The organism is Bradyrhizobium elkanii USDA 76 (genome assembly GCF_023278185.1).
GTDB classification, from domain to species: domain Bacteria; phylum Pseudomonadota; class Alphaproteobacteria; order Rhizobiales; family Xanthobacteraceae; genus Bradyrhizobium; species Bradyrhizobium elkanii.
The window spans coordinates 1,340,989-1,367,104 of record NZ_CP066356.1; the positions used below are offsets into that span (position 1 = coordinate 1,340,989).

Here is a 26,116-nt window from a genome sequence, read left to right on the forward strand (position 1 = left end):
CATCAATACGTAGTAAAGAGCGAATATGAAGTGATTCGTTTTCACGGCTAAAAGAATCTGCTCGGGGTTCTCCTTAGGAAGGATATTCGCCGAAGAGTGCCGTGATCCGCCGACCCACGCATGAGCTATGCGGGATTTTGGGTGACGAGGTGATCAGGCGGCGTGGTTTGCCGGCACTTGGATGACCTCGATGCCGTCGTTGAATCTGACACCAGCGATGACCTTCGGCAACTGATTTGTGCCTTTGAGCCGCCGCCAGGTCTTTGATGCGGCGATGACCAGCTTGAACACCATCAACTTGGCGGTGGTCGGCGACAACGCACCCTTGGTGCGCACCGTCCGGTGCCGCACGGTGGCGAACACGCTCTCGATGGGATTGCTGGTGCGCAAGTGATCCCAATGCTCGGCAGGGAAGTCGTAAAAGGCCAGCAGCGCGTCGCGGTCTTTGGCGAGGCATTCGACCGCCCGGCCGTACTTGGCGCGGTATTTCTCGGCGAAGACGTCGATAGCCACTTCGGCGGTCGCCCGGTTCGGTGCCCAATACACCTCGCGCAGGTCCTTCTTCATGTTGGCCTGCACCGAGAGCGGGACCTTGTCCAGGACGTTGACGGTCTTGTGGACCCAGCAGCGCTGGTGCCGCGTGCCGGGAAAGACCTCGTCGAGTGCCTTCCAGAAACCGAGCGCGCCGTCACCGACGGCGATTTCCGGGGCGATTTGCAGCCCACGCTGCTTCACGTCGATCAGGAGCTCACGCCAGCTCTGCGCGCTCTCCCGCACGCCGACCTGGAAGCCGATCAGCTCCTTCTTGCCTTCCGGCGTCGCGCCGATCAGCACCAGCATGCATTCGCCGTGACCTTCCATGCGGGCCTGCAAGAAGACGCCATCAGCCCACACGTACACGTATCGCCGCGCCGATAGATCGCGCTTTTGCCAACGCTCATACTCGCCCTGCCACTCGGCTGTCAGCCGGGAGATCGCCGCCGGCGACAGGTTCGGCGCGTCCTTGCCCAGCAGGGCCGTCAGCGCCCCCTGAAAATCGCCGGTCGATATGCCGCGCAGATACAGCACCGGCAACAGCGCATCCAGGCTCCGGGTGCGCCGCGCCCACAGCGGCAGGATCGCCGAGTTGAACCGGATCCGCTCGCCATCGCCGGCCGCCCCGCGGTCCCGAATCTTCGCCCGCGTGACCTCGACCGGTCCGATGCCGGTCGCAATCGTTCGCGCCGGGCCGTAACCATGCCGCACGACACGGGCGCGCCCGTCGGCTAGCTTCAAATCCTTCACCGAGGCAAGAAACGTCTCGACTTCGGCCTCCACGGCCTGCGCCAGAAGCTGCCGCGCGCCGGCGCGCAAAATATTGGTCAGTGGATCGTCGATCTCGTCGGGCTGACGAAGCGGGACAATGTTGCTAATCTCGTTCATGGCGTATCGCTCTCCTTGAGAGGTTCTGGCAGGCTCGACACCCGCCTCGATACGCCGCCTATCTCAGTCCGTCATCACCCACTTTCCCGCATAGCTCCCCACGCATGACCGGACACCGGAAAAATTGCAAATCGGACAAGGCACATCTGGAGTCACTTCTCATGACGCTCGAGGGCGATATTCCCTTCAGGGTCGCTCGCCGCGAAGACGTTTTCAGCATCACGAAGGCGTCGATCCACAGCCTTGCAGGCGCATCCTATCCCGCGTGAAGACGACGCCATTGCGGTGCTCTTCATCGGCACCGACGGGCTGCCCGGCAATCCGCACAACCTCGTGTCGAGATGGGGGCCGGTCGAACCCGTCTGGCGGGGCACGATCGATGGCAACTTCATCGCCGTGCAGGTGAGGGCGATCAACAACGGCTTCCGCCTGGCGCATCATGGTTTTGCGATACCGGTCTCTGTTTTCACCGAAAGCGAGGCGACGTCAGCGCGGTTGATACCGGTGACCCCGGGCGCCGACACAGGCAAGAAGCTGCTGTACCCGATGCCCGGTCTCGCCTGCGTTATCGTTCTAGCGGTAGCCTAGGTGTCGGCTTGCTTGCCTCAAGCTTTGTAAGCGCGATGCTGGTTGCGATCTTCTCTTGAGACTATTTCTTAAGCGCCTCTATGGCATAGTCCAAAGCCCTTTTACGCATGATGGAATAATCTCCGCGGACCGGCGACGAAAAAGTGCGCGGGCGGCTGGAGGGCCACCCGCGCGAGTTTGCGCATGAAGAGGCTTTGCTGTCTCATGGGGGCGTGAACATATGAGCAGCCGAGCCATACATGTCTCAGCAACCAGCGTGTCAAACGATCGCACCGCCTCTCCGCTTAAACAGATGCAGAACGCTGCGCCTTAAGCGCGACCTCGAACAGCTACTCGCACTTCGATGGCGACTTCCGGACATGCGCGTCATCAACCGGGACGCTACTGAACGAGATCGGACCTGCAGCGCTTAGTGACGTCGCGGCCGCGCGGTGATTGGGTCGATCTCGTCATCGTGTATGGCGATCAGCTTGCCGGGCTGCAAGCCTGGGCCTTTGCAGTTGTTCTTCCTCGATCTGTTTAGCATTCGGGTGCCGCGCGGCAATCTGGATGGAAGCGGAGCGTCAATCAGGATGAGAGAGGGGCGCCGAGCTCGTGACGCAGGGAGGGCGTAGCCCGACCGGAGTTACGAGCTCGGCGACGGCGCGGTCCACAAGGGACCGCGCCGTCTGGTGATCGCGGCCGGCTGGTTATGCAAGTGGTTCTTCCGCCAAGAGGAATCACTTGCGTGCCAGGCCGACACATTACCGATCACCAGATGAGGCTCTATATGAAGTACCGTCAGACCGATACCCCGCCAGCGGCCGCCGCCAAGGCGTCGTTCAGCACGTCAACAGCCTATCGGATTGAGAAGGATCCCCGCCTACCATCGCAGAAGAAAGGAGCCCGCGGCAGTCGCCGGCCGGATCCCTTGGCCGACGTGTTTGAGGCCGAGGTGGTGCCGATGCTGAAGGCCGCCCCCGGCGTGCGGCCGGTTGCGATCTTCGAGGAGATCTTGCGACGGCACCCTGAACTTGGGGCCGGAATCCGCCGCACGCTGGAGCGCCGGATCCGCGCCTGGCGGGTGATCCACGGCGAGGAGCAGGAGGTCATCTTCCGCCAGACCCACGAGCCCGGCCAGGTCGGCCTCTCCGACTTCACCGACATGGGCGAGCTGGGGGTCACCATTGCCGGAGCGCCGCTCGATCATCGCCTCTACCACTTCCGGCTGGCCTATTGCGGGTTTGAGCACGCCCATGTCGTGCTCGGTGGCGAGAGCTTCGTCGCCTTGGCCGAAGGGCTGCAGAATGCGCTGTGGTCGCTCGGTGGCGCACCGCGGGAGCATCGGACCGACAGCCTGTCGGCCGCCTTCTGCAATCTCGACCGCGACGCGAGGGACGATCTGACCCGGCGGTACGAGGACCTTTGCGCCCATTACGGCATGCGGCCTTCCCGCAACAACCGCGGCATCGCCCATGAGAATGGGGCGATCGAGAGCTCGCATGGCCATCTCAAGCGGGCGATTGCGGATGCGCTGCTGTTGCGCGGCACTGCCGACTTCGATGATCTCGCCGCCTACCGCGGCTTCATCGACGAGATCGTCAGCCGCCGCAATGCCCGCAACGCCAAGCGGATCGACCACGAGCGCGCCACCCTGCAGGCGTTGCCGGATCGCCGCACCTCGGACTACGAGGAGGTGATTGTCCGTGTGACGTCAAGCGGCGGCTTCACCTTGCGCAAGGTGTTCTACACCGTGCCGTCACGCCTGATCGGCCACCAGCTGCGGGTGCGCCTCTACGACGATCGTCTCGACGTGTTCGTCGGCGGCACCCATCTCGTCACCCTGCCGCGTGGGCGGCCGTATCCCAACGGCAAGCACGACCAGGTCGTCGATTATCGGCACGTGATCCATTCCTTGCGGCGTAAGCCAATGGCGCTGCTCAATCTCGTCTACCGTGATCGGCTGTTCCCGCGCGATGCCTATCGCCGAACCTTCGATCGCTTGCGCGAACGGCTGCCGGACAGGAAAGCCTGCCGGCTCATGGTCGATCTGCTTGCGCTGGCGCACGAGCGCGGCTGCGAGGCCGAACTCGCCGGTCAGCTCGCCGCCGACCTGGACGTCGGCCAACTGCCCGACCTCGGACGGCTGCGCGCCCAGTTCGCGCCCGATCCCGCCTGCGTGCCGCAGGTCGTGGTTGAGCTTGCCCCGCTCGCCAGCTACGAGTGCCTCATCGGCGCCAGCCAGATCGGAGACGCCGCATGAACACGGCCAACACAGTCGACACCGCGCGCCTCAATCTGTTGCTCAACGAGCTGCGGCTGCCCGCCATCAAGGTGCTGTGGCCACAGTTCTCCGAGCAGTCCGATAAGGAAGGCTGGCCGGCGGCCCGCTTCCTCGCCACCATTGCCGAGCACGAGATCGCCGAACGCGGCCGCCGTCGCATCGAGCGCCATCTCGTCGACGCACGGCTGCCAGCCGGAAAGACCTTCGACAACTTCGACTTCGAGGCCGTGCCGATGATCTCCAAGGCGCAGGTGACCGCGCTCGCCGCTGGCGACGGCTGGTTGGGCAAGGGCGCCAATTTGCTGCTGTTCGGCCCGCCCGGCGGCGGCAAGAGTCATTTGGCGGCAGCCATCGGCCTGGCCCTGATCGAGAACGGATGGCGTGTCCTCTTCACCCGGACCACCGATCTCGTCCAGAAACTCCAGGTGGCGCGGCGCGAGCTCAACCTCGAGGCTGCCATCAATCGCCTCGATCGCTTCGATTTGCTGATCCTCGATGACCTCGCCTACGTCACCAAGGACCAGGCCGAGACCAGCGTGCTGTTCGAGCTCATCAGCGCGCGCTACGAACGGCGCTCCATGCTGATCACGGCCAATCAGCCCTTCGGCGAATGGAACAGGGTCTTCCCGGACCCCGCCATGACCCTCGCTGCCATCGATCGCCTCGTTCACCACGCCACCATCGTCGAGATGAACGTCGAGAGCTATCGCCGCCGCACCGCGCTCGAACGAAAACGTGGTCCAGGACGGCCGCCCTCGCACGCGACACCGAAAACTCTCGCTGATTGACGCTCCGCGACAATCAGAACCAACAAAACTCTTGCGCGCGACAATCATCGCGGCAATCATCACCACGCCGCGACACTGACTCGCCATCCTGATTGTCGCGCGCTTCCCAGCCAGATTGTCGCGCTATATTCGGGCCTTGGCGCCGTAGTCTTTCAGGCTCAGCTTCACGGCTTCTGCTGGATCGTTGACGGCAACCACGTACGTTGCGTGCCTGAGCTCTTTGTCCTCATCGCTGTCATCCTTGAAGATGGCGACCGTCACTATCCAACCACCCATCTTGCTGCGCATCGGGAGTAGCCGTCGCCATGAGGTCGGCTCGTACCGATGATCCTGCAAATTCGAAGCCATCGGACATGCATGCCGTCAACCCAGCGCGGCCGCACGCGATCAGGAAACATGCCCCTGACTAGCCTCAACGGCTGCCCGGAGGTAGGTCGTGCGGCAGCATGCGCATGACGCGCTCATCCACTTGCGCGTGGAGGGAGTTCGCTGAGTCATTACCTTCGAAAAACACGGCGGTTCAGCCGGTCACGACTTCAAAAATTCGTTCGTCCTGGCGACTCAATATCTCGCAGCCGGCGCGCCACCCCAGCGGTAGTTCACGCCGACCAAACCGATATCAACGTCCTGACCAATACGCGCGGTCCCTGCAAGTGCGCCAGGCGGACCGCCCACGAATCCGGTTGAAAAGAAGAAGTCAACAGCCCGATGACCCATACTGCACCCAGCAGGACGTTCTTCATACGAATTGACTCCCCGATGGTTCATCGGGGACGACTGCCATGTGTCGGTCCTCTCCATCAATAACCAAGCTCAGTAGTTGACTAAGGCGCAAGACATTTGTGGAGCCAGCAGCATGCTGAGCGAGCGCGTTGATTTGGGATGCCCGCCATTTCTGGTAGGAGCCTCGCGGTCGTGTTTTTACCGATACTGGACCAACGTAGGCATATTGAACCAGCTCAACGCAGAGAGGCCCACAATCAAAATGGCTGTTTGGGGTGTGCTCGGCGTGTTGCGGTTCGTGTCTTTTCGGTAGGTGTCTTCGGGTGGCTGGTAAGGCCGTTTGTGAGTCGGTCCATCAGGCAGATGCTCACGAAATCGTTGAGCAGCACGGATCGGCGCTGAGCGAATCGAGGCCCATACCGACGCGATGGCGTGGAAGCGTGGGCCTCCAATCATGAATAGCGAAGGCGAGGAGATGGACGACAGGCTGACACGCGCCATTGCGCGTGCAGAGATCCGAACGCGCGGCCGCATTATCCGCTTGCTCGAAGCCGAGGACCTGCTCGATGCCGACGTCGAAGCGCTTCGCCCTGAAGAGCGGCGCCGCATCGTCGCGGCTGTAGAGTGCCAAGCACAGCTGGCCGATGCCGCCCTCAGGCTCCAGGAGCGCCAAGTCGCCGCCTTGGAAGCCTTGGTCGCATGTGTGCAAAAGCGCGGCCGGGCTTGAGCGTCGACCATGGTGCAACAGCGCCGACTCAAACAACGGCGATGACGGTAAGCTAGGGGCTTTTCATCCGTGTCGGAACTGGCAGCAAGACGTTCGCTTGCGCTGTCGATGATTGCGAGGCCGACAACGATCGACATGAAGTCGTTCTGGATAGGCCCTAGGTGCAAACATTAAGACGTGCACAAGTCGGAAAGCAGACAAGGCCAACACAAGCATGGTGCGAACTGCCGGCCATTGCCTGGCACGAAGAATGCAGACCCTCGATATGCCCGGGGTGCCCTCCCTTGGGCATGGCCACCATCGCAAGTTGAGGCTGTGGCTGGCCCCCGAGGTTGGCGGCGCGTGACATAGACGGGGGACGGCGCCTGCTCGTGCGCGACACTGGCAGGCACCTGCGTCACGTCGCCGCTAACTTCTATCTTTCGCGAATAGCGCGTTCGGCGGTTGGTCCGCTTTAGAATTGGCGTGTCGACAAGAGTGGATGGGCGGACTTATGAACAAAATGGTTGGAAGACGCGTGCTTTGGTTCTGTCTCGGCCTGCTGCTGATCTGCCTGGCTGAGGCCGCCTCGAGCAACAGTGTTCGCGCCGACGACAATCCACTTGTCGACAAGGTCAAGTCGATGTGGCGAGCACAAGACGGCGAGACAGTAGAGCAAATTATTTCCAGGGTCGCGAAGGTGGCGCACTTCGTCCCACGAACGTGGGGAGTTGCCGGAGCAATTGATCAATCTGAGTATGTCTTTCTTTCGTGGACTAGGCACCGCCACCACAGATCACTCGAAGAATACGTTATCACCTGGAAGGTCAGGCCGGACGGAGCGATTAAGATTGCGTCGACATATGCGAAGCCGATGGAATTGAGCTGGCGGGCCTTCGCGCTCTCATTGATTGCCGGTGAAGTCGCTGACGGCGAAAAGAACGTGAACCTTCGCTTTCTGCATGATCCGACCAATTTCAACTTCGTCACGACCGCGCAAGGCAAGCTGGGTAATCTCCTCGGGCACGGCCGTTGCACGATCGTTGAACCTGTTAGCGTGGATTGCTTGCCGAAGGTGGACGAGAATCAGGCCACGAAAGGTGATCTGTGGCGCGTGCTGCTTTTGGTGAACTGCAATATTCCGGGACCCCGTTATTTTACCCGCAAGGGGGTCATCACCTTCGAGAAGCGCGAGGGACAAGAGTGGGAGCCGCAATCCTTCCTTGCCAAGCGTATTGCGACATTTCCCCCGGGCTCTTGGTTTGATCACATCGAGCCGGATGAACGGGACGTACTAGAAAGGGCACGCAAGGCCTCGGCAAATGAACGCAGAGAACAATTTCGCGGCACGGCTGATTGACGCCGGTCGTCTCGCGGCAATAGCACGTACATGCGGTCTGAAAGCTGACGTCTCATATTACGTCAATGAGGCGCTCAAGGAGCTTTGGCGAAGCAGGTCTCCCGAAGAGGCAAAGAAGATCGCCGAGCGCTGGGTCTTGTGGGACGCAGAGGGGAGGCCGTGGCCGCGCATGCCACCGCTGGAAAACGTGGTTCAGTTCCATCGCGCCGGCACGGCGCAGGTACCGGTTGTGAATCGGCCGGTGACGCCGTTGCATGCAATCCGGGCTTGGTTCGAAAAACAGGACGACGGGGTGCAATGCGAGATCGCTGGCATGGCGGCGCTTTTGGTCTTCGAAGGTGCGGACTTTCTCGACCTCAGCAGCCGAGTGTGGTGTGACTGTCTTCGGAGGTGGCTGAGTGAGGCGGGCTTGCCAGCCCATACGATCATCGGCCGCGCTTTGACGTTCCGGACCTGTTTTGAGTATTTCGCGGAGAGCAGGTTCACCGAGTCGGGGTGGAGGCGGTCCGAAACGACCGCTCTTAAAATTCTCGAAGATGCTAAGTGCGACCCGAACTCGGAAGCCGCGCGCCTTGCACCGATTGCCGAGAAAATGCTCGACACCCTGCCCGCTCGAAAGGGCCGTTGGATGGAGGTGCGGAAGTCCTGGAGAGAACTGGCCAGTGCCAGCCTCACAGCCCGAAGTCTCAGAGTTTGGAGCACCTTGCAGACGAAATGAAGGCTCACGGGCTCTAGGCGAAGAGTGCCGCGCCATCCCGAAAGACTTTAGCGAGGCGGCAAGGACCGCTAGTGCTTGCGCTCGAACTCGACCCGGTCGCTGACCAAGCACCTTGTAACGTCACCTTGGCATCGTCGTGCTGCAATATGGTCGGGTTTGGCAAAAGCGACAACCGGAACCAACTCAATTTCTGTCTTGTCCAGTTGCTTTCTGTCTTGTCTGGTTGGCGACGGGTCGGTTGGAAGCCCGACATGACGACGCTTGCATTCCGTCTTCAAGCAGGGCCCGCAACCAGCTCCTTGCGCGGCGCACAGCCGCTGCTGGTATGACTTGATCGATTCCGATCAACGCGGCGCTATTGCTGCTTATAGTCAGGCGCCCGACGGCGTCTGCATATGGCTTGTGTACGTCGAAGAGCTTCGGCGCTTGCTGATTGCAGTCTCGGGAACGGTGGTTCGCGATCATATTTTTAGCACGCGCCGCCATCGGCGCGCCGATTGCATGGAATCTATATTTCCAACCGCTACATGCCGGAGAACTTTATGTGCTCTGCTTCTCTCGTTTCCCGCCTTGATCCACCGAAGCAGGTGGCTCCTCGCAACGCCTATTTGGTCGGAACAGGCATCGCTGCCTTGGCCGCAGCGGCCTACCTCGTCAAGGAGGGCGGGCTATCGGGCCCGAATATCGTTCTGTTCGAGCAGATGGAGCTGTTCGGCGGAAGCCTCGACGCGCATGGCAATCCGAAGGATGGATACGTCATGCGCGGCGGCCGCATGTTCGAGGAAAGGTTCAATTGCACCTACGACTTGTTGTCCTTCATCCCCTCAATTGCCGACCCCATGAAATCGGCGAAGGACGAGCTGATGGAGTTCCATCAGGAGTTCTTCTGGAACGACAGGGCGCGTCTGGTTTCGGGCGGTCAGATCGTCGACGTCTCCGATCTGGGTTTCAGGGAGAGGGATCGGCTCGACCTGATCGCGCTTTGCGCGACTCCAGAATCGGTGCTCGACATCAGGACGATCCAGGACTGGTTCGAACCCCACTTTTTCCGCAGCAACTTCTGGTTCATCTGGTCCACGACCTTTGCTTTTGCGCCTTGGCATAGTGCGATCGAGTTCAAGCGCTACTGTCTACGCTTCCTGCATCTGTTCTCGACGATCGACACTATGGCGGGCATTTACCGCACGCAGTTCAACCAGTTCGACGCCATGGTCCGCCCGATCGTTGCATGGTTGAAGGCCCGGGGCGTGCGGCTCGAGATGGGGGCGGAAGTGACCGATATTGATGTTGTGATCGAAGGCGGGCAGAAGACCGCGACGCGTTTGCACTATCGGCAGGGCGGTGAAGATCGCGTCATCGATCTGGCTGAACAGGATCTAGTGTTCGTGACCAACGGATCAATGACATCCGATACCAGCTACGGTTCGATGGACACGGTTCCGGCGCTGAATACGACGCGAAATGGAGGTTCGTGGGAACTTTGGGAACGTCTGGCTGTCAAGAGTCCAGACTTCGGGTGCCCCGCCGTCTTCGTTTCCAGGATCGACCAGTCCAAATGGGAATCCTTCACAGTCACGGCGGACGATTCGAGCTTCTTCGACCGGCTCGAAGCCTTTTCCGGCAGCAGAGCCGGCAAGGGCGGACTGGTAACGATCAAAGACTCCAATTGGCTCCTGACCGTCGTCCTTAATCGTCAACCGCACTTTTACGAACAGCCGAAGAATGTCTTGGTGTGGTGGGGCTATGGGCTCTTCCCGGATCAGCCGGGTAACTTCGTGCATAAGCCCATGTCGGAGTGCACGGGGCGTGAAATTCTCATCGAATTGCTTTCGCACCTGCGATTCACAGAGAGTATTCCGCACATCCTCGACACTTCGCGCGTCATAACGGCGATGATGCCTTACATTACCGCCCAGTTCATGCCGCGCGTGAGGACCGACCGGCCGAAGGTCATCCCGAAGGGCTCGCGCAACCTCGCCTTCATCGGCCAGTTCTGCGAGATTCCCGACGACGTTGTCTTTACCGTCGAATATTCCGTGCGCGCGGCGCAGACCGCCGTTTTCGGCTTGCTCGACATCCAGCGTCCGGTCTCGCCCTTTTATAAGGGCCAGCATGATCCCCGCGTCCTCTTCGACGCCTGGAAGACGCTGCACCGCCATTGACCAACGGCACGAGGCAAGGATCATGGGACGTTTGAAGAACAAGGTTATTCTGGTGACCGGCGGGGCTCGCGGGATGGGTGCGGCTCACGCGCGTCTGCTGGTGGCTGAGGGGGCGAGGGTCGTAATCACTGATATTCTTCATATAGAAGGAGAGGCTCTCGCCGCTAAACTGGGCGAATCCACGGTTTATGTCCCTCAGGACGTTACCCAGCCGAAGGAGTGGGCCGAGGCGGTCGCAAGCGCCGAGCGGCGCTTCGGCGCGCTGCATGGGCTGGTCAACAACGCCGGGATCGCCAACATGGCCCCTATCGAGCAGTTCCCGCTCGATCAGTGGAACAAGACCCTCGCCGTCAATCTGACCGGTGTATTCCTCGGAATGCAGGCGGCCCTGCCGGCCATCAGGCGCGCCGGCGGAGGTTCGGTCGTCAACATCTCCTCGGTCGAGGGGCTGCGGGGCAGTGCCGGGCTCCACGCCTATGTCGCTTCCAAGTTCGGCGTTCGGGGCATAACAAAATCCGCTGCGCTGGAAGCCGCAGCCTCGGGAGTCCGCATCAACTCGATCCATCCCGGCTTCATTGCCACCCCGATGACCGAGAGTTTCGAGTCCTCCCTTTTCCCCGTTCCACTCGGGCGGGCAGCCGAGCCGCAGGAAGTGTCGCAGGCAGTCTTGTTTCTACTCAGCGACGAGTCCAGCTACCTTACCGGTTCCGAGATCGTGATCGATGGCGGTTTAACGATCGGCGTCCCGCGCAAATGCCTGGCGCCCGAGAACACCTTTTAATGAGCCCAAGGATTGTCGATCCAATCGGACGGAATGTTCCATGTATTACGGTAGCGGAAATTACGAAGCCTTTGCCCGCCCCCGCAAACCCGAAGGTGCGGACAGCAAGACGGCGTGGCTGGTCGGTGCGGGCCTGGCGGCGCTTTCCGGTGCGGCCTTCCTGATCCGCGATGGCCATATGCGTGGCGACCGGATCACCATCCTCGAACGGCTGAAGATCCCCGGTGGAGCGCTCGACGGTAACCAAGACCTGGGAAGGGGCTTCGTGATCCGGGGCGGCCGCGAGATGGAGGATCATTTCGAGTGCCTATGGGACTTGTTCCGTTCGATCCCGTCGCTGGAAATCGAAGGTGCCAGCGTGCTCGACGAATTCTACTGGTTGAACAAGGATGATCCGAACTACTCGCTGCAGCGGGCGACGGTGAACCGGGGACAGGATGCGCGTACCGACGGCCTTTTCACTCTGAGCGAAGAAGCGCAGAAGGAATTGATTGCCGTCTTTCTTGCCTCCCGTGAGGAGATGGAGAACAAGCGCATCGACGGAGTGTTTGGGAAAGAGTTTTTCTGCAGCAATTTTTGGCTTTATTGGCGGACGATGTTCGCCTTTGAGGAATGGCATTCCGCCCTGGAGATGAAGCTTTATCTGCATCGGTTCATCCACCATATCGGAGGCCTGCCGGATTTCAGTGCGCTGAAGTTTACCAGGTACAATCAGTATGAATCGCTGGTTCTACCGTTGTGCAAATGGCTGTTGGAGCAGGGCGTCAACTTCCGCTACGACGTCGAAGTCACCGATGTCGATTTCGACTTAAAGGCCGGATGCAAGCAGGCCACGGCCATCCACTGGCTGGAGGATGGCGTCGCCGGCGGTATCGGCCTTGGCGCCGACGATCTCGTATTCATAACGATCGGGTCGCTCACTGAAAACTCGGACAAGGGAGACCATCACACGCCCTCCAGGCTCGATGAAGGCCCGGCGCCAGCTTGGGATCTGTGGCGGCGTATTGCGGCCAAGGACGCGGCTTTCGGCCGCCCGGACGTCTTCGGCGGCAATATCCCTGCAACAAAATGGGAATCGGCGACGATCACGACTCTTGACGCGCGCATTCCGGCCTATATCCGCAAGATCGCCAAACGCGATCCGTTCAGCGGCAAGGTCGTCACGGGAGGGGTCGTCACGGCGAAGGATTCGAACTGGCTGCTCAGTTGGACTGTAAACCGTCAACCGCATTTCAAGCACCAGCCCAGTGATCAGATCGTCGTCTGGCTCTATTCACTTTTCGTCGACAAGCCCGGCGATTACGTGAACAAACCGATGCAAGATTGCACGGGCGAGGAAATTACGCAGGAATGGTTGTATCACCTCGGCGTGCCGATCGATGAAATACCGGGACTGGCCGCGACAGCCGCAAAAACAGTGCCGGTGATGATGCCCTACGTCACATCTTTCTTCATGCCGCGGCAGGCGGGTGATCGACCAAATGTTGTGCCCAAAGGCGCTGTCAATTTTGCCTTCATCGGCCAGTTTGCTGAGTCGGCGGAGCGCGATTGCATCTTCACGACCGAATACTCAGTTCGCACTGCGATGGAAGCCGCCTACACGCTCCTCAACGTTGAACGCGGTGTGCCGGAGGTGTTCAATTCGACCTATGATATCCGCAAGCTGCTCGCTGCAATCGGCAGACTGCGCGACGGCAAGGAAGTCAGAATCCCCGGATCGACGCTCTTGCGCGAGCTAATGCTGAAGAATATCGACGCTATGGAGCCCGGCAAAACTGCTCAATGAATATCATCGATCTCCAGGTGAGGGGGCCTTGTGCGGTCCCACCTGTCTTGTGCAGCTGGAGAGCTCTGTTCTCCACTGCTCGTACGAGAGTGAATTGCAAGGGGCGAATGCTTCGTCGAGGGCCGAAAGCGGCGCACTCATAATATTGCGCATGACGGCGCACGCGAGGCTACCATCCTGTCAAATCGGACATGAAAACCGGTTCTTGAGGCGTCACAGATCGGACGCATGGGCCTCGCTCGGATTGCGCAAACTCGGACATCTAGGCGTCCAGCCAACGACGCTCTTGAGGAGCCGCTGCCATGGTAGTGACCAAATTCGGCATGACGCTCGGTTCTGAGCGGGAGTGCAGGGGCTTTGATTTCTGAGAAGTTTGAGGTTTTTCGGACTCCAGCCGATGAGATCGGGAGGACGGAAACGTCCTCCTTCGGGCGCGATGCATAACATGGCGTGGTATTGGAAGCCGCAACCATCGCGCCTTCACATAATGCTGATGGCCGACCGTTGCTTGATAATCGCGTTCGATGCGCCATCTGAGCTCCATATCGAGCGGGAGGCGGACGGAGGTGCTCTCAGGTCGAGCCGAATGCAGTATCCACAACGTCCCCGACCGCCGACGTGTGGTCCCGGATGAAGCAGAGTACGGTCGGGCCGTTGCTTCAAGCTCGGTGGATTGCTTGGCTTGCCGCAGATGATGGCTGTGGTTTGAGATGATCCAATATCTTCGAGCCTTGGCTGAACGACTTCGACCAGAACTTCTCCGCAAAGTCCAGGTGGCACTTCAGGAGCTCCGAGGGAGTCTTGGAGTCGGAAAGATTTCTCAGAAAGTTGGCCTGGTCGTGCAGAGAGGAAGCGGCGAAACTTAATCCGTCCTTTAGTGCCGTCGCGAACAGGTGCCTTGTCGCTTCGATCGATTTTTCCCATTCCGGAAAAATTAATGGAATGCGTGATGCCGCTGCTTCTCTGAAGCCGTCGGGGCCGCCGCCCGATGCCTGGGCCAGTCCGGGCTCTGGACGTGCCCGCCGTTCGCGTTTCTCGTCTTCGGTTATATTCGCGGTCATTCGACGTCTCCTAGCCTAAGGGGGATTGTAACGAGCTGAGTTGTTCGCTGCTCAGCTTCGATCATCAACCTTGAGAAGCTACCACAACCGCCAACATGTCATACCTACCTCATTTGGTAGCGCGTGATCACACTGCAAATTGCGCACTCTGCGCGCCACTTGCCGGAATGTTCACTCGTCTCCGGCTCAGAGGCTGAGAACCGCGGTAACCTCTGATGGGCGCCGGCTATGCGTAGCTCGCTGGCGCTGCCCGAGGCGGTAAGGTCGCACGTCGATACAGGCCAATCAGGCCTTCAATAACGGCTCACGAGTTCGAAGTCGGCCCTTACGGCGGACAAGATCGCGTCGATAGCGTCCTCGTCGTCCCTCCTAGAATGATCCGATCATCGAACCCAAAAAAATGGCGAGGGCCAAGGCGATGATCGGCCCAACGATGTTGGCCATCACCATATCGAAGTAGCTCTTGCCATGGGTCGAACCGCAGACCGCAAGCAGCGTCACGACGGCACCGTTATGCGGTAGGCTATCGAGGGTGCCGGAACCGATCACGGCAATGCGATGCATGAGCGCCGGGTCAATGTGAGACGTCTGGGCAATCTGCAAATAAGTGTCACCAAGGGCATCGAGCGCAATGGTCAATCCGCCGGAGGCCGATCCGGTCAAGGCAGCAAGAACGTTTATCGCGATGGCGAGAGAGACGATAGGACCGCCGGAGATCGACAGTACCCAGTCGCGCACCGACACAAAGGCCGGTAGCGCAGCGACGACGGCTCCAAAGCCGACGAGGCTCGCCACGCTGAAAATGGGGAGCACCGAGGCGTTTGCGCCGGCATCCATGCTCGCCCTTAGATCCGTCAGACGGGCTCGATTGAGCGCGATGAGCGTCGCCGCGGCGGCGGCGAGAGCGACTGCGACCGACCACACCCCGGCGACGCCGGCAAGGGATGTCCCGCCCCAGCGCTCCTGCGCGAGGAACGAGAAATCGAGCCGTGGCAGGATCAGGAGCGACATCAGCAGATTCACGCCCACGACCACGAGAAGCGGGATGATCGCCGTGCCGATCGGTGGCGGCACGTCGCCGCGCTTGCCATGCGTTAGTTCGGCCGGATCGAACTCGTGGGACGATGTCGCGCGCTCGCGGATGAACTGATCGTCAGCGACCGCGCCGCTGACGAGCTCTGCGTCTCCGCCATAGCCTTCACCGGTCTTGCGTGCCGATCCCTCGGCGCGGCGGAGCCACCAGAGCCCGAATGCAAGCATGATCGCCGCCGCGACGATGCCCAATCCGGGCGCGGCAAACGGCGTGGTTCCGAAGAACGGCATCGGAATCGTATTTTGAATCGCGGGCGTTCCGGGCATTGCCGACATCGTGAATGTAGAGGTGCCCAGAGCGATGGTGGCCGGCATGAGCCGATGTGGGATGTTCGCGACGCGAAACATTTCCCGTGCCATAGGCGCCAAAACGAAAAAGGCGACGAAAAGGCTTACCCCGCCGTAGGTGACGACCGCGCCGGCAAGCACCACGGCAAGGATCGCGCGACGCGCCCCGAGCTTGGTGCTCATGAAATGAGCGATCGCGTGGACCGATCCGCTGTCGTCCATCAGCTTGCCGAACAGCGCACCGAGCAGAAATATTGGGAAGAATTGCGCGATGAACTGCGCAGCGCCGCCCATGAAAGTCTGCGTCCAATGGGCAAGCAAGGGCTCTTCGGCGAAAGCCGCAGCGACGATCGCGGCAGCCGGCGCCAGCAGGAGCACGCTCCATCCGCGGAACGAGAGCCAGATGAGCAGGCCAAGGGCAACCAGGATCCCGACGAGGCCCATGGCGTCAAACCTGCTCCAAGAGCAAATCCAAATCCATCGAGGAACGCCTGCCGATATTCTGGTCGTTCGCGACGAGGAATGCCTCCGCGGCACGGCGGCCTTCGTCGCGCAGCATGCAGAGAAAGTCCCACTCGGCATTGAGCTTTGACGAGACGCCCAGCCCGGCCAGAACCTTGCTCGCGATCAGATGGATGCGCATCTCGGCCCATTTGCGCCCCTCGGAACTCCCGGCGTCCGCGACCTGCCGCAGCAGCGCGATCATGCGCAACTCCTTGAGCAGCGTGGCGTTGAACGCAATCTCGTTCAACCGATCGAGGATCTCGCGCGCGGAGCGCGGTGTCCCGGGTCGCTCGACCGGGTTGACGGCGACGAGAAGCGTGTCATGCGAGTCACACTCGCGTACGAGCGGTGTGATCGTCGGGTTCCCGGAGTAGCCGCCATCCCAATAGGGCTCGCCATTGATCTCTATCGCGCGGAACAGGGTGGGCAAGCAGGCGGAAGCGAGCAGAACGTCGGGTGTAAGCTCGGCGTTGCGAAACACACGCCCGCGGCCGGTATGAACGTTGGTCGCCGTCACGAACAAGCGGATCGGGGAGTTCGCGATTTGTCGAAAATCGACCGACTCGGCGAGGACCTGGTGCAAAGGGTTTGTGCCGGCAAGATTGAGGTCGTACGGCGAGAACACGCGGCTCGCCAGATCGAAGGCGAGATAGAAGGGCGACGTATCAAGGGTCCAGCGACCGAGGATGACGTCCAGCGGACTTCGCCGAATGAGACTGAACCGCGCTGAGTCAGCGACCCGCCGCCAGAAGGCCTCCAATGCAGACTTGGCGCCGGCCCGGCCGTTGGTCATAAAACCGCCCGCCAGCACGACGGCGTTCATCGCGCCGGCCGACGTGCCCGATATCGCCTCGATGCGCAGCCAGGTCTCATCCATGAGCCGATCGAGCACCCCCCAGGTAAAAGCGCCGTGCGATCCACCGCCCTGCAGCGCGAGATCGACCAGCACGGCATCGCGCGCTTGGCCCGCGCGTTTTTGCGGCTCCTTCAAGGCCATGGCGGGCTCCGACTGGAGTGCCACGTCGCGGCCGGCGAACGACATACAAAGATGTCGTCAGCTCCTGCCAGGGAACGGTTGCGGGAGTGGTCGCGGCCGCTCGATTCCTGGCCGACTTGGCCTCGGAGGCCGAGTGACCGGGCGGTGGCCTGGCCGTCGCCATCCGTGCCATCCCGCCGGACCACCCCAGCCCATGCCGCGCCTCGAAGCAAAACCACACCGATACCAGCCGCCACCGCGCCATCCCCTACTGTACCAACAATAGCGATGGCCTCTCCACGTGAACTGGACAGTTTCCGCGAGACGAAGCTCGTCGGCGGCCTGACGCACGCCCAGCGGCGCCATAAGGCCGGCTTGCGAGCGATCGCTGGTCGCCGTAATCCCTGCCGAAGCAATCCCAAGTGCGAACCCCCATAGAAGCAATCTTCGCATGATTTTCTCCCGGCTTTTGATAGCGCGGAAGAGAGCCGGCTGAGCGGCCGCGAGCCGCATGGCTGCAGCCGGCCTCCTTCGCGGGCGATCCCGCCCAGGGACCGATGCCGTTGCGCACCGATCCCTACGCAAAACTGTAGCGTATTCCGCTGCCACAGCGACTGCCGTGACAGCGCAGCGACTACCGTTCTCGGCGACGCTTTGACGCTGGCGCCAGGTTTTGGCTCACTGGCTAGGCAGGCTTGGCCTGAGTTGCGGCTGCGAGAGCATCGCGCAGGTGCTGCTCTCTCTTTTCATCGAGCGAGGTTGTCAGGACAATCCCTCCCGCATCCTTAATCGCATTGAGAACCTTGTCTGACGTCATAGACTGGATCAGCAGGAAGAGGACGGCATCGCCCGATCTTACCTTCGACGCGAGATCCTTCATGAACTGGTCTCTGATCCCGAAATCGGTCAGCGCACCGCTCAGTGCGCCTGCGCCGGCTCCGAGAGCCACGCCTAGAAGCGGATTCAGGAAGACCATCCCCAATAGCAATCCCCAGAAGCTGCCACTTGCGGCGCCAGTCATAGTGGTATTCACAAGTTGACTGAGTTTTACAGAGTCCCCAGTTTTGACGGCGATCACGGCATCGCTGATCGTGATCAGATACTCGCTCTGGAGCTTGAATATTTTTTGCCGAACTTCCTCTGCTTTAGCTTCGGATGGGTACACGATCGCAACAAGGTCTGACATTAAAAGCTCCCCTGATGACTTCTAGTGCTCCCCATTTGCCTGCTTGATGCACGGCCGAAGCTTACCGCCCGAAGATCTCTTGTCGACTGGTCAGACAAGCAGGTTGACAATCTCAAGATGCTTTGATCTGGGGCCGCGCCCAATGGAAGTCCAACTCTCAACGGTCAACGTAACGGAACTCAAACAAACAGTCGCAGCCGAAACCGACCCGTCAAAGCTGGGCCTGATCGCCGACGCCAGTACGATCCGCTGGCCGGGAGGCGAAAACAAAATTGAGGCCGATCAGCTCGACCGCGAGTGTCGGCTCGCTCGCCATCGCTGTCGGCTTTGGGCGGAAATGAAGTCGCGATGACCTTCAAGCCAGGCGCTCGCAAATACACTGACCGAGGTTGGTGACGTGAACCGTTTTGAGAGCCCACGTCAACTTATGGGTTACCTCGGCCTAGTGCCAAGCGAACGATCGACGGGAGAGTCTGTCAGGCGTGGTAGCATCACCAAGGCGGGCAACGGCCGTGTTCGCCACATGTTGGTCGAAAGCGTCTGGACCCATAGACACCCGCCGAAGATCGGCAAGACAAAGCTATACCGGCTTGAGCAGGTGTCGCCGGCAGTGCGAGAGATTGGTTGGAAGGCGCAGAGCTGCTTGACGGCCCGCTACCGGAAGCTGGCTGCGCGCGGCAAGTGAACGACGGTAGTCTGCACCGCTATCGCCCGTGAACTGGTGTGCTCCGGCGGCGCCGGCGCCCTGCGCAAGATCAGCCAAGAGGACGTGATCCGCTACGTTGAGCGCCACGCCCAGGATTGGGGCCCGGAAACAGGCAAGGCGATGTGCCGGTCGTTGCGTGCCTTTCTCCGTTACCTCCACCATCGGGGGCTGAACGCGCGCTCGTTGGCGGATTGCGTTCCATCGATGCGCCGATGGAAGCTCGCAACTCTACCGACCTATCTGCGTGCCGCTCAGGTGCGGAAGGCTCTCGACGGTTGCGACCGAGAGACGGTGATGGGACGGCGCGACTACGCCATTCTGTTGTTGCTGGCCAAGCTCGGCCTGCGGGCCGACGAGGTTGCGACGCTCACCGTCGACGATATCGACTGGCGCGCCAGCGAGATACTCGTTCGCGCCAAGGGCCGACAGTGTGCACGAATGCCGATACCGCCAGACATTGGCGCGGCTATCGTTGCATATCTGCGCAATGGCCGCCCAAAGTCGTCGTGCCGACGGCTGTTCGTCCGCACACTCGCGCCACACGTCGGCTTTGCTTCCGGATGCGCGATCACCATGATCGCCAAGGCCGCTCTCGATCGCGTTGGAATCGAAGGTTGCGCCCACCGCGGCGCCCATATCTTCCGACATAGTCTCGCTACCGATGACCTTGCCCCCAAGTTTTATCCGGTCCTGAGTTCGCCCCGGCTGTTGGATTTGCCCGGTTGGGCGGTGGTAGCGACGGGAGCTGGCGCGGAGCCCTCGGCATTCTTACAAATCGCTGGCGACCGCGCTGGGCGTGCCCGAAATTCTGTCCAGCATTTTGCTAGGCCACGCCGTGCCGGGCATCAGCGGGCGCTACATCGGCGAATTGGCCGTGCTGCGGTCAGTGGAGCTACGCGAGGCGCAAGAATCCATCTCGCGCCGGGTGTTCGAATTGCTCGGGCTCAAACTTACTCGGGATGCGAAACGTCCGAGAAAGGCGAGGGCCGCATAATGAGTCGCAGCACACCACGTACCACGGGCAAGCCGCAGGCCCTACGGGCCTACGGAAAGCCGGACGTGCTCCGCACATCCGGAAAGTCGCACGGGATACGGATTGCCGATAGCGTGCGCGCGTTGGTCGCAACGTTCCGACAACTCCTGAAGGTGATGCAGCGCGTACGCTACACGCGCGAAGATTAGAAACGCTCATCGCATCATTGTTGAAAGATGCCGAGATCGTAGCAAGCCCAAGCCCGGGTTCTAACGCCGGGAACAGCCTTGCTCGCGGCTGCCGCCATTCCGGCAACTTTGCAGTCAGACATCGTCGCCATGTAGCCCTCAAGGATCGTTATTTTACCGTCCTCTTGCGAAACGTAGGCAATCACACCTAGTGCGCCCGTTAAACCCTGTTCGCGCGTAGTATCGTGGCAGACATAGGACGCGGAGCGGCTGGGCTTCGCGGTCGCGGCTTCTATCGCTAGCTCACCAATCCTTCGACACTCATCTAAAGTCTTTGATGGCCGAGCAGCGATGTTGACGGTGGCTAAAATGCTGAGGTGCGTCGAAGCGACAATGAGGATGAGCGGTGACATGTCGGCTGACCTCGTAATTCCGTTGAAACCATCAAGCGATCGGAGATTGATGGGGCCGGCCATCGCGCTGGCCTTGCGTTTCTGGCCGATCTCTTTGCCTTCATCCCAGTCCAACCACTTGGGTCTTCTCTGTCGGATCGCACGTACAGCCGCCATGCTGCGCAAGCCACCTTAACGAGCGATACGGCTGCCTCTGCAATGAGAATGGTGTGACTTCCGGAGGCTGGGTGGATGCTCATTAGCTTGTCCTCATGTGCCGCGTCGGAGATGATCCTAAGCAGTCTAAAGAGCGTAAGCGGATGTTTGCGGATGAGTTCCGTGCTCGTCAGTACGAAGTCGTCAGGGCCTCCGCGCTCACGGATCGTCTCGCGAAGTGCGGCGAGCTTGTCTGGATCGGCAGAGCGAATAGCGGCCTCGAATGCGGGGACGAATTTGAGCCTGTCCATTGCAACAGCCTTCTTGGCGACCCTTTCAGGGGGCGCGGATCATCTCGCGGCTTTTCGCGCAAAAAACGCGCGGGCGGCTGGAGGAACCACCCGCGCGAGTTGCGCCAACAAAGAGGCTTTGCTATCTCATGGGGGTTGCGTGAAGTATGAGGAGCCAAGCCGAAGCGTCTCTCAGCAACTCGCGTGCCATTCACAAAGCAGCGCGTAGCGCTATGAAAAAGCGTGCGGGCGGCTGCTGACGACCGCCCGCACGAGTTACGATGCGTAGACTTGGCCCTCACTCAATCAATAAGCGACCAAGCAATCATGGTTCAGCAATCAGCGTGCCAGGCGGCCACATTGCGGAGACAAGCAAACGGCGCGCTTTCATACCTTGTGCAGATTGACTGCTCGTGCGAGCGGCGGCTTCCGAACGACAATGTCATGAACTCGACGCAACTGATCAAGATCGGACGTGGAGCGCTTAGTGACGACGATGGCGCGAGATGATCGGATCGAACTCGCCATCGTGTATAACGAGAAGCTCGCCGGGCTTCACGCCAAGTCTTCGCAATTGCTCCTCCTCGATGGGGCAGTTGAGCATTGCGGCCTTCGCGCCGCTGTCTTTTACGGTCAGCTTCACTGCTTCCGCCGGGTCAGCGGCAGCAACGACGTAAGTTATGTGCCTGAATTCTTCGTCATCGTCGCCGTCTTCCTTGAAGACAGCGACCGTCACTATCCAACCATCCATCTTGCTGTGCTCCCGTAAGTTGTCAGCTATGAGCTGCTGAGCCTTGCAAATCCGGACCCATCGAACGCTCGTGAGGTCAGCTGGCGTCCGTAGCATTCCGGGAGCCCTTCCCTCCGCGCCGCACATTGAGCTAGGCTCGCAACCTCATGAGGAGCGGACGTGTGACGAGTGAGAAGCGGATCAGGGTCGAAGGACGGCCTTCTGTGCTGTCGCGGCTTCGCCGGGTGCAGGCATGGCGCCGGAAGCGGGCTCCAGCGCCTTCTATCTGATCCCTACATCGCGGAAACCGATCCGGGGCGGTATAGTCCATCAAGGCCGCACAGCACTACACGGCCGTCTCTATCCGCGCGGAAGCCATCTTGAAGGGCCTGATCCCGCGCTAGGTCGGAAAGCCTGCATGTGACTCCCGGAAGGGCGTCCTTGCCCTTTGAACGGGCTGAACGCTACATCGGCCCCGGGCCTTATTGCATAAGCATGGCGATCGCTATGATCGCGAGGAAGCCTAGCCCCATCAAAATGACGCATACAACGTACGCTAGGTCGCTGCGCATTACCCAGCTCCAGGCCTCCTAAAGGACATCGAAACGTGCGGGCGACTGCCGCCGCTGACGGACCGCCCGCACGGTCCCATAGGACGAGGCTTGGTGCTCAGGAGGGTCATTCAAAAGCGACCAAGCTCTGCCAACCTGACACAGCAATCCGAGCCCTACACCTACTTATATGCGTAGGTGCCGGTCGCGTTTTCCGGACGCCGAGTTCACGCTCGGCCATTCGAAAGCGACGATCACTGTGATCTGGACGGGCGCCGTTACCGTCCCCGGGACGGCCGTCAATTGCGGGGCGATCTGAACTTCAACGATTCTGGTTGGGGATTGCACAGGGAATGACCAGCGAGGATGCTGCGCTAACAGCTGGTATGTCGCAGCCTGTGGGAACCAGATTGTTCCGAAAGGCAGGCGGAATGCCACCAGCGACGTTCAGATCTTCAGCCAAGCCGCCGACCGGGCGGTATCTCTCTTTTGCAGAACGCGAGGAGATCGCACTCTTCGCGTTCAAGGCCTCTCGAGGCGTGAGATCGGGCGCCGTCTTGGTCGATCTGCCTCGACCATCTCGCGTGAGTTACGACGTAACGCCGCGACGCGCAGCGGCGGCTTGGAGTATCGTGCATCGACAGCCTAATGGCACGCCGAGCGATCGGCCCGTCGGCCCAAACCCACCAAGCTTGCATTCAACACAACCTTGCGCACTTATGTGGAGCAGAGACTGGCCGGAGTCGCCATGACGTCTAGCGGCGCTCCCGTTCCTGGCCCCGCCGTTCCGTGGAAGGGCCGTCGGCACGGCCCGCGAAAGGATCGACAATGGGCCAGGGCCTGGAGTCCGGAGCAGATTGCTCGACGCTTGCCGATCGACTTCGCGGACGACAAGGCGATGCGCATCAGCCACGAAGTCATCTATCAGGCCCTCTTTGTTCAGAGCCGGGGCGCGTTGCGCCGTGAACTGACGGCCTGCTTGCGAACTGGGCGCGTGTTAAGAGTGCCCAGAGCGCGCGTACGCCGGCGAGGCCAAGGCTTTGTCTCACCAGAGATTATGATCAGCGAACGCCCCGCCGAAACAGCCGATCGCGCGGTGCCAGGTCACTGGGAGGGGGATCTCATCCTTGGGCTTGACAGTTCGGCCATCGGTACGTTGGTGGAGCGTCCCACGCGCTTCACGATGCTGCTTCATCTTCCTCGGCTCGCAGGGCATGGCGAGAAGCCGCGCATGAAGAACGGCCCGGCGCTCGCCGGACACGGGGCCGAAGCCGTCGCATTGCCTCGCCTTAATTGTTACCGGATGCTGAGCCGTTGCCTCACGTAAATTGCTCCCCTGGATCGGGGACGAGCGGGGGCGCAGATGGGGGGGCTGAGCATGGCAACGCGGAAGGAACTGACGGCGGCGGCAGGTGTGCGTTATCGGCATTCGGATCGCGCGAAGAAGGCGCGAATATTAGACGAGTTCGTCGACATCACTGGGTTTCATCGCAAGCATGCGATGCGACTACTTCGAGGCCAGGAAGACGCACGCCCAGGCCGACGGCCGCGACGTCGGATCTATAATGAGGCAGAACACAACGCGCTCGTGCTCCTTTGGGAAGCGTCGGACCGGATCTGCGGGAAGCGGCTGAAGGCGTTAATGCCTGCGCTGATTGAGGCGATGGATCGGCATGGCCACCTCGATCTTGCCCCCGAGATCCGCGCCAAGCTTTTGGCGATGAGCGCTGCGACGATTGACCGCGTATTGGTGCCGATCCGAGAAAAATTGGGTCGCAAACGCCGGCGGCACACAGCGCATTCTCTGCGTCGCAGTGTTCCAATACGGACGTCGGCGGATTGGAACGATCCGGCGCCAGGATTCGTCGAGGCTGACCTTGTAGCGCATAGCGGACTATCTGCGCGCGGCAGCTTTATCCAGACCCTCGTGCTCACGGACAGGCGACGGGCGACGTCCCATGGCTTACGCGTGTGCTCGCGGGTGTAGGCCCGGAAGATCGGCTCCAACTTTCCGAACAGCTTTCCCAGGTCGACCTCGTTCGAATTGAAGTGGATCATCTCGGCTTCGGTCATCGGGGCTCGTGAATCCTCGACTAGCCGCTTGCCTCCCGCAGGGATGAGACGAGGCTACGCTCCCTGTGGCGGAGGCGCTACTTCCTCCGCCGGCGCGGCAGGCATAGTCACCGTTACACCGATCCGGAAGAAGACCGGCCTGAGCGCCTCCTTGTGTATGAAGGAGATCTCATCCCCTCTCATGTTGATGAAGTCGCCCACATCGAAGATCGGAAGTTCGGAGTGGCAAGCGAACGTCGTAGTTTCTCCGTTACTTGAGTCGAGATACTCCACGGTGACGGCGTTCTCGTCGCTGTTGCGGTCCACCGCGAGCACGATGAGCACCGTCCATTCGTCGGGGGCTCGACGACCGAACACTTTGTTATCAAACAGGCCGACGACGTTGGCAGCAGAAATCAACTCCTGCACGGCCCCGCGGGCCCGCCGTTGCGGCGACCGGTCCTTGGGTCGGTAATCCCTCGGTCTGTACAGGGGTGTTTGGGCCAAGGCGGACCCAGATGGTCGAAGAACACGCGGCTGCCGTGTTCGTTTGTGTAAAAAAGTACATTCGGGTTAACGCGCGTTCAAATTGACGTAGCAAGCCGGTACCGATCTGGCTGACCCCCGTTTCAAGAGATTCTTGGCGTCGCGCCGGCGCATGTCGGACACCAACCGCGCACGTTCGGAATACGATAGGCGACCGTGGTTTACGCACCATCCGCAAGTGCAGTTCGTATAGTGATTGTACCCAGGCACAGCGAGTCTCTGGCGGTCTCTAATCGAGCCGATCGCGATGAGTAAATTTATCGATGATCTCGGCGTATCCGATCAGCTCAGCCGAATAGCTACCGTTGCCGCTTGCGGAACCTTTATGTTTCAGCTCTCGCTGCAAAGTCGGCTCGACGGCGCGTGTGAACACGTCAAGCAGCTGCTCGGCACGCAAGGTCGGGACAGCCGATTGCGCCTGAAAGTATTTCTCGCGCAGGCGTTCGACCGCCGGGGCACGTGCTCCATCCTGTTTGACCGCGATCGGCTGCACCACGACACGGCGTTCGCCGTTACCACCAGATGTCTCAACCATCCAGAGCGACAGCAGCACCTGCCCGCCAACCTCGCCCGACACTGCAATTCCGAGATTCTCTGGCGGCAAATTGCGCCAACGTTCCAGCTCTTCCTGTACCAACGGATGGTCTAAGCCCATCAACTGCAGTTCGTCCTGATTCGTCGCAGCTTCGCGGTTCAAAGTGAAGCGCGCACGGCGAGTGCCTTCCGCGGTGATGAGGTCGTAGGTTGCGTCATCCAGCTTGATCAGCTTCTGCTGGAGGTCTGCGGCCGCAGTCGAGAAGAAACGCACTAGCCAATCCAGACTGGACGAGACATCCGAGAAGGCTTGTAGTCATCAAGGCTGAAGCCATCGAGGTCTTGAAACAAGTCAAACACCACTTGTCGCGCTTCGCGCGAGTTCGACAGCGCGGCTTCTAGTTCCACCTGGGTGCGCTTCAGCGCGGGGTCGGAAAGCGCCTCCTGATAAAGGCGGTCATCATTCAGCCGCTCGGACAACTGCCCGAGAATCTGCGCTTGCAAGTCCTCCGCCGCGTTGCCTTGTTCATCCACCTTTCCGACCGTGCGTGCGATCTCGGTCAGCTTCTCGTCCAGCAGCAGAAAGATACGTCC

At 60.6% G+C, this 26,116-nt stretch carries 22 protein-coding genes and 3 pseudogenes; 14 read left to right on the forward strand and 11 right to left on the reverse strand.

The features are described 5' to 3' along the window. Window positions 1–153 precede the first annotated feature (153 nt). Complete coding sequence (locus tag JEY66_RS06330; RefSeq protein WP_018268837.1) at window positions 154–1,422, reverse strand: IS256 family transposase; 1,269 nt, start codon at window positions 1,420–1,422, stop codon at window positions 154–156. Window positions 1,423–1,665: 243 nt separating this feature from the next. Between JEY66_RS06330 and JEY66_RS06335 the strand changes: the two genes are divergently transcribed. From JEY66_RS06335 to istB, 3 genes are all read left to right on the forward strand, one after another. Continuing rightward, window positions 1,666–2,010 carry a hypothetical protein gene (locus JEY66_RS06335; protein WP_210291314.1) on the forward strand — a complete coding sequence of 115 codons (345 nt, stop codon included), beginning with the start codon at window positions 1,666–1,668 and terminating at the stop codon, window positions 2,008–2,010. Window positions 2,011–2,737: 727 nt separating this feature from the next. Further along, window positions 2,738–4,252, forward strand: coding sequence for an IS21 family transposase (gene istA, locus JEY66_RS06340; protein ID WP_026191828.1), 1,515 nt, complete (start codon window positions 2,738–2,740; stop codon window positions 4,250–4,252). After that, entirely contained in the window at window positions 4,249–5,061 is an 813-nt protein-coding gene (gene istB, locus JEY66_RS06345; protein WP_018268833.1) for an IS21-like element ISBj11 family helper ATPase IstB, read from the forward strand. Before istA ends, istB begins: the two co-directional genes overlap by 4 nt. 123 nt (window positions 5,062–5,184) lie before the next feature. Here the strand turns inward: istB and JEY66_RS06350 are convergent, their stop codons facing one another. Further along, window positions 5,185–5,349 (reverse strand): hypothetical protein, encoded by a 165-nt coding sequence (locus tag JEY66_RS06350; protein ID WP_018268832.1) that lies wholly within the window; start codon window positions 5,347–5,349, stop codon window positions 5,185–5,187. An 889-nt stretch (window positions 5,350–6,238) separates the two neighbouring features. On the opposite strand from JEY66_RS06350, the gene JEY66_RS06355 reads away from it, so the two are divergent. The 6 genes from JEY66_RS06355 to JEY66_RS06380 all read left to right on the forward strand — a co-directional run bounded on the left by JEY66_RS06355 (window position 6,239) and on the right by JEY66_RS06380 (window position 13,297). After that, the gene (locus JEY66_RS06355) at window positions 6,239–6,511 is read left to right on the forward strand and encodes a hypothetical protein (RefSeq protein ID WP_157183397.1); all 273 of its coding nucleotides are present in this window, start codon (window positions 6,239–6,241) and stop codon (window positions 6,509–6,511) included. A gap of 493 nt (window positions 6,512–7,004) precedes the next feature. Then, a complete protein-coding gene (locus JEY66_RS06360; protein ID WP_016839856.1) occupies window positions 7,005–7,850 on the forward strand; it encodes a hypothetical protein in 846 nt (281 codons plus the stop codon). Beyond that, on the forward strand, window positions 7,813–8,568 hold the full coding sequence (locus tag JEY66_RS06365) for a hypothetical protein (RefSeq protein WP_018268830.1): 756 nt from the start codon (window positions 7,813–7,815) through the stop codon (window positions 8,566–8,568). The genes JEY66_RS06360 and JEY66_RS06365 overlap by 38 nt, the downstream gene beginning before the upstream one ends. Before the next feature lie 497 nt (window positions 8,569–9,065). Next, complete coding sequence (locus JEY66_RS06370; protein WP_198390619.1) at window positions 9,066–10,730, forward strand: oleate hydratase; 1,665 nt, start codon at window positions 9,066–9,068, stop codon at window positions 10,728–10,730. 22 nt (window positions 10,731–10,752) lie between these two features. Continuing rightward, window positions 10,753–11,511, forward strand: a complete 759-nt coding sequence (locus JEY66_RS06375) for a glucose 1-dehydrogenase (RefSeq protein ID WP_018268828.1) — start codon at window positions 10,753–10,755, stop codon at window positions 11,509–11,511. 40 nt (window positions 11,512–11,551) lie between these two features. Continuing rightward, window positions 11,552–13,297, forward strand: coding sequence for an oleate hydratase (locus JEY66_RS06380; protein WP_016839863.1), 1,746 nt, complete (start codon window positions 11,552–11,554; stop codon window positions 13,295–13,297). A 659-nt stretch (window positions 13,298–13,956) separates the two neighbouring features. Here the strand turns inward: JEY66_RS06380 and JEY66_RS06385 are convergent. From JEY66_RS06385 to JEY66_RS06400, 4 genes are all read right to left on the reverse strand, one after another. Then, complete coding sequence (locus JEY66_RS06385) at window positions 13,957–14,358, reverse strand: hypothetical protein (protein WP_075969019.1); 402 nt, start codon at window positions 14,356–14,358, stop codon at window positions 13,957–13,959. 369 nt (window positions 14,359–14,727) lie between these two features. Further along, window positions 14,728–16,182: a GntP family permease gene (locus JEY66_RS06390; protein ID WP_016839867.1), complete on the reverse strand. Its 1,455-nt coding sequence runs from the start codon at window positions 16,180–16,182 to the stop codon at window positions 14,728–14,730. A gap of 4 nt (window positions 16,183–16,186) precedes the next feature. Beyond that, window positions 16,187–17,239: a patatin-like phospholipase family protein gene (locus JEY66_RS06395; RefSeq protein WP_050994015.1), complete on the reverse strand. Its 1,053-nt coding sequence runs from the start codon at window positions 17,237–17,239 to the stop codon at window positions 16,187–16,189. Window positions 17,240–17,903: 664 nt separating this feature from the next. Further along, a complete protein-coding gene (locus tag JEY66_RS06400) occupies window positions 17,904–18,404 on the reverse strand; it encodes a DUF1269 domain-containing protein (RefSeq protein ID WP_016839870.1) in 501 nt (166 codons plus the stop codon). Between the two features lie 142 nt (window positions 18,405–18,546). Here JEY66_RS06400 and JEY66_RS45380 point away from each other — a divergent pair, with 142 nt between their 5' ends. The 3 genes and pseudogenes from JEY66_RS45380 to JEY66_RS06410 all read left to right on the forward strand — a co-directional run bounded on the left by JEY66_RS45380 (window position 18,547) and on the right by JEY66_RS06410 (window position 20,292). Then, window positions 18,547–18,756 carry a hypothetical protein gene (locus tag JEY66_RS45380; RefSeq protein WP_157183396.1) on the forward strand — a complete coding sequence of 70 codons (210 nt, stop codon included), beginning with the start codon at window positions 18,547–18,549 and terminating at the stop codon, window positions 18,754–18,756. An 18-nt stretch (window positions 18,757–18,774) separates the two neighbouring features. Beyond that, window positions 18,775–19,086, forward strand: a pseudogene (locus tag JEY66_RS06405) (transposase); the annotation flags it as partial. 318 nt (window positions 19,087–19,404) lie between these two features. Further along, complete coding sequence (locus tag JEY66_RS06410) at window positions 19,405–20,292, forward strand: tyrosine-type recombinase/integrase (protein ID WP_244436047.1); 888 nt, start codon at window positions 19,405–19,407, stop codon at window positions 20,290–20,292. 14 nt (window positions 20,293–20,306) lie between these two features. Here the strand turns inward: JEY66_RS06410 and JEY66_RS06415 are convergent, their stop codons facing one another. Next, window positions 20,307–20,798 carry a hypothetical protein gene (locus JEY66_RS06415; RefSeq protein ID WP_075969327.1) on the reverse strand — a complete coding sequence of 164 codons (492 nt, stop codon included), beginning with the start codon at window positions 20,796–20,798 and terminating at the stop codon, window positions 20,307–20,309. Window positions 20,799–21,593: 795 nt separating this feature from the next. Then, window positions 21,594–21,860 carry a hypothetical protein gene (locus tag JEY66_RS06420; protein ID WP_244436046.1) on the reverse strand — a complete coding sequence of 89 codons (267 nt, stop codon included), beginning with the start codon at window positions 21,858–21,860 and terminating at the stop codon, window positions 21,594–21,596. A gap of 832 nt (window positions 21,861–22,692) precedes the next feature. Between JEY66_RS06420 and JEY66_RS06425 the strand changes: the two are divergent. Together JEY66_RS06425 and JEY66_RS06430 are read left to right on the forward strand one after the other, a co-directional pair. Further along, window positions 22,693–23,666 (forward strand): annotated as a pseudogene (locus tag JEY66_RS06425) (IS30 family transposase); the annotation flags it as partial. Window positions 23,667–23,753: 87 nt separating this feature from the next. After that, window positions 23,754–24,329, forward strand: a pseudogene (locus tag JEY66_RS06430) (ISNCY family transposase); the annotation flags it as partial. A 188-nt stretch (window positions 24,330–24,517) separates the two neighbouring features. Here the strand turns inward: JEY66_RS06430 and JEY66_RS06435 are convergent. The 3 genes from JEY66_RS06435 to JEY66_RS06445 all read right to left on the reverse strand — a co-directional run bounded on the left by JEY66_RS06435 (window position 24,518) and on the right by JEY66_RS06445 (window position 26,056). After that, window positions 24,518–24,871, reverse strand: a complete 354-nt coding sequence (locus JEY66_RS06435; RefSeq protein ID WP_016843625.1) for a hypothetical protein — start codon at window positions 24,869–24,871, stop codon at window positions 24,518–24,520. Between the two features lie 346 nt (window positions 24,872–25,217). Continuing rightward, window positions 25,218–25,796, reverse strand: coding sequence for a hypothetical protein (locus tag JEY66_RS06440; protein ID WP_016843624.1), 579 nt, complete (start codon window positions 25,794–25,796; stop codon window positions 25,218–25,220). After that, window positions 25,796–26,056: a hypothetical protein gene (locus JEY66_RS06445; RefSeq protein WP_016843623.1), complete on the reverse strand. Its 261-nt coding sequence runs from the start codon at window positions 26,054–26,056 to the stop codon at window positions 25,796–25,798. Before JEY66_RS06445 ends, JEY66_RS06440 begins: the two co-directional genes overlap by 1 nt. Between the last annotated feature and the right edge of the window lie 60 nt (window positions 26,057–26,116).

Coding starts and splice junctions, on each gene's coding strand:
- JEY66_RS06330 (WP_018268837.1), bottom strand. CDS start 1,422: ATGAACGAGATTAGCAACATTGTCCCGCTTCGTCAGCCCGACGAGATC.
- istB (WP_018268833.1), top strand. CDS start 4,249: ATGAACACGGCCAACACAGTCGACACCGCGCGCCTCAATCTGTTGCTC.
- JEY66_RS06350 (WP_018268832.1), bottom strand. CDS start 5,349: ATGCGCAGCAAGATGGGTGGTTGGATAGTGACGGTCGCCATCTTCAAG.
- JEY66_RS06355 (WP_157183397.1), top strand. CDS start 6,239: ATGAATAGCGAAGGCGAGGAGATGGACGACAGGCTGACACGCGCCATT.
- JEY66_RS06360 (WP_016839856.1), top strand. CDS start 7,005: ATGAACAAAATGGTTGGAAGACGCGTGCTTTGGTTCTGTCTCGGCCTG.
- JEY66_RS06365 (WP_018268830.1), top strand. CDS start 7,813: ATGAACGCAGAGAACAATTTCGCGGCACGGCTGATTGACGCCGGTCGT.
- JEY66_RS06375 (WP_018268828.1), top strand. CDS start 10,753: ATGGGACGTTTGAAGAACAAGGTTATTCTGGTGACCGGCGGGGCTCGC.
- JEY66_RS06380 (WP_016839863.1), top strand. CDS start 11,552: ATGTATTACGGTAGCGGAAATTACGAAGCCTTTGCCCGCCCCCGCAAA.
- JEY66_RS06385 (WP_075969019.1), bottom strand. CDS start 14,358: ATGACCGCGAATATAACCGAAGACGAGAAACGCGAACGGCGGGCACGT.
- JEY66_RS06390 (WP_016839867.1), bottom strand. CDS start 16,182: ATGGGCCTCGTCGGGATCCTGGTTGCCCTTGGCCTGCTCATCTGGCTC.
- JEY66_RS06395 (WP_050994015.1), bottom strand. CDS start 17,239: ATGGCCTTGAAGGAGCCGCAAAAACGCGCGGGCCAAGCGCGCGATGCC.
- JEY66_RS06400 (WP_016839870.1), bottom strand. CDS start 18,404: ATGTCAGACCTTGTTGCGATCGTGTACCCATCCGAAGCTAAAGCAGAG.
- JEY66_RS45380 (WP_157183396.1), top strand. CDS start 18,547: ATGGAAGTCCAACTCTCAACGGTCAACGTAACGGAACTCAAACAAACA.
- JEY66_RS06410 (WP_244436047.1), top strand. CDS start 19,405: ATGGGACGGCGCGACTACGCCATTCTGTTGTTGCTGGCCAAGCTCGGC.
- JEY66_RS06420 (WP_244436046.1), bottom strand. CDS start 21,860: ATGGATGGTTGGATAGTGACGGTCGCTGTCTTCAAGGAAGACGGCGAC.